Genomic DNA, 2,641 nt, shown 5'->3' with positions numbered 1-2,641 from the left:
GGTCTACGCGCACCCAGCCTTCACCTGCCTGCCAGACTTCGGCCCAGGCATGCGCGTCGCTTTGCCGCACCATCCAGTAGCCGTCGACGCTGTTGAGCTCGCCGCCCTGGTAGCCGGTGACGATGCGCGCCGGAATGTCGAGGGCGCGCATCAGGATGACAAAGGCCGAGGCGATGTGTTCGCAAAAACCTTCCTTGCGGTCAAACCAGAATTCGTCGGCGGTGTGTTGCCCGTACACACCGGGCTCCAGCGTGTAAACGTAGCCCCCGGTGCGCAGCCGTTCCAGCGCAACTTGCACCAGCGTGCGGGTATTTGCCGCCGCATAACGCGGGTCGCGGCGAATCTCGGCTGCGAGCGCCAGCGTGCGGGGATTAAAGCCGGCCGGCAGCGCTACAAATTCCTGCAGGCCGATCACCTGCTGGCGCGGCCCATGCTTGAAGATCGGATAGCTCTGGGCCTTGTAGCGCACCAGATCGGTGACAGGCCGGTTGGTGAACCACTGGAGATCGGCCTCCATGGTATTGCGGTATCCGGGTAAGTCGGGGCTCTGCGGGGCCGCCTCCATCACGAAAATCCATGGTTGATTATTGGGGGCAAGAGTCACTTCATAGTTGACAGGCGCACCAGCCACTTCGAGGTTAGCAGGCAGGGCATAACGCGATGGCAGGAACGCGCGCAGCGGCTGCCAGTTGCGCCCATCGAAGTTTGAAAGCACAGGCCCCCTGAAGTACAGCTCTCGCTGGGGTGGTGGCTTGCCGCCCTCAAACCGGATGCGCATGGCCACGCTGTCGTCCAGTGCCAGGGTGGCGATAGTGCCCACCTGCATGCTGGGGCTCAGGCCGCTGCGGCCGGTCATGGCGTCGCTCGGTACTCCCCACAAAGGCGCCAGGCGCGGAAATAGCAAAAACAGCACCAGCATGATGGGCGCGCCCAACAGGGCCATCCATCCAGCTGTTTTGGCGGCTTGCAGCAGCGGCGGTTTGCCCACCGGCATGTGGGCATTGACCAGCACGGTCAGCAGCCCCATCAGCCCCAGCAGCATGCTGAAGGCGGTAAGCAGCGACTGCGAATAAAAGAAATTGCTCAGCATGCAGAAGAAGCCGAGAAAGAACACCACAAAGGCGTCGCGCCGGGCCCGCAGCTCCAGGGTCTTGAGCGTCAGCAACACCACCAGAAGAGTAACACCCGCATCGCGGCCGAGCAGGGTTCGGTGCGTCGTCAGCGTGGCGCCAATGGTCAGGGCCAGCAGGGCCAGCAGCCACCACTTGCCCGGCAGCGGCCGTGCCTGCACGGCCAGCCAGCCGCGCCACACCAGCACGGTACTGGCCAGTGCGCTGCACCACAGCGGCAGGTTGCCCACCTGCGGTAGCAGCACCCAGGCGATGACCAGCAACAGGAACAGGGTGTCGCGGGCGTCGCGGGGAAGGGTTTTGAGGCGGGTCAGCATTGTTGCTCCTGCTGACCGCCTTCGCGCTGTCTCGATTGCCGCGGGCTTTGCTGCGATTGCTGGCCAGGGGTTGCCCGGCTAGCAGTCCTAAGCAAATGGCACCCCAGTCGGACAAACCCAGAAACCATCAACATACCGCCAGCGCCTCCAGGCAAAGCCGTTTATGCGCCTCCCCACTGGCAGGCTTGATCTCCAGCGAAGGCAACCTCAAGCCATAGTCCAGCGCAAGTTTGTCAGCCATCAACACCCAGGCACACAGCCGCGAAAGCTTTTGTTCGATACCCCCGGAGCCCGCATTCATGAAGTCCAGCCAGAGCTCATGCCGCTGGGCTTGCTGTGTGTCGCGCACGACCAGGCCGTTGCCCTGTTCATCGGCCTTCGCTGCTTTTTTCCAGACGATCAGTTTCATGGGGTCGCCGCGGCGGTAACCGCGTACGCCGTCGAATTCACCCGTGCTCTGCGCCCGTGAGGCCGCCGCTGCGCCGCCGGAGCGGGGCTCGCCCGGCGGCAGCGGTGGCGGGTGGGCTTCGGGCTGCGGATAGACCAGTATCTGGGCAGCCGGCCGCCACACCGTCCAGACACGGAAGGTGCCCAGCGGATAACGGGTTTCAGCGGTCAGCGTTGGCAGCCGGTGCAAGCCGCGCCGCGGCGGCGTGAAGGCCACCTGCACCACGCTGCTGCCCTGCGCGGGCACGTCGGTCCACACCCAGTGTTGCTCGGATTTTTTCGCGTCCTTCTTGGCGTCGACATCATGCGGATCCAGCACGCTGAGACCGATGCCGTGACGTGCGGTACGCCTGGCGTTCATGAGTTTTACATCAAATGCGGCGGTAGCGCCCGCATAGTGAGCGGGAGGCGCTACTAAATTCATAGCAAGACCGCGCAGCGTGCCGTGGCAGACGTGCATGCCGACCAGCGCGCTGCCGGCCAGCAGGAAYGTCAGCAGGTAGCCCAGGTTGAGCTGGTAGTTGATGGACGCCACCAGCAGCACCAGCAGCGTCACGCCCAGCATCAGGCCCGGGCGCGTGGGCAGGATGTACACGTTGCGCTGGGTCAACGACACGCTGTCGGTGAACGGCAGCTTGCTTTGCCACCACTTCTGGAAGCGTCTGCGAATGAAGGCAAAAGGATTCCATTCGCGGGCCGCCGTGGAACCGGCTTTGCCGGGCCACTGGTGGCGCCCCCCGGGGGGGG

Annotated in this window: 2 protein-coding genes; both read right to left on the bottom strand. The window is 64.3% G+C overall.

Annotation, left to right across the window (positions count from 1 at the left end; translation table 11 throughout):
* Positions 1-1,447, bottom strand: a 1,447-nt coding sequence (locus tag AC1D1P_RS20385) for a transglutaminase TgpA family protein (RefSeq protein ID WP_477674214.1), incomplete at its 3' end; no start/stop codon positions are given.
* A 127-nt stretch (positions 1,448-1,574) separates the two neighbouring features.
* Positions 1,575-2,564 carry a DUF58 domain-containing protein gene (locus tag AC1D1P_RS20380; protein ID WP_477674215.1) on the bottom strand — a complete coding sequence of 330 codons (990 nt, stop codon included), beginning with the start codon at positions 2,562-2,564 and terminating at the stop codon, positions 1,575-1,577.
* Positions 2,565-2,641 lie beyond the last annotated feature (77 nt).

This window comes from Polaromonas sp. P1_E1_2 (genome assembly GCF_056406035.1).
This window is presented reverse-complemented; position numbering and strand designations above follow the sequence as displayed.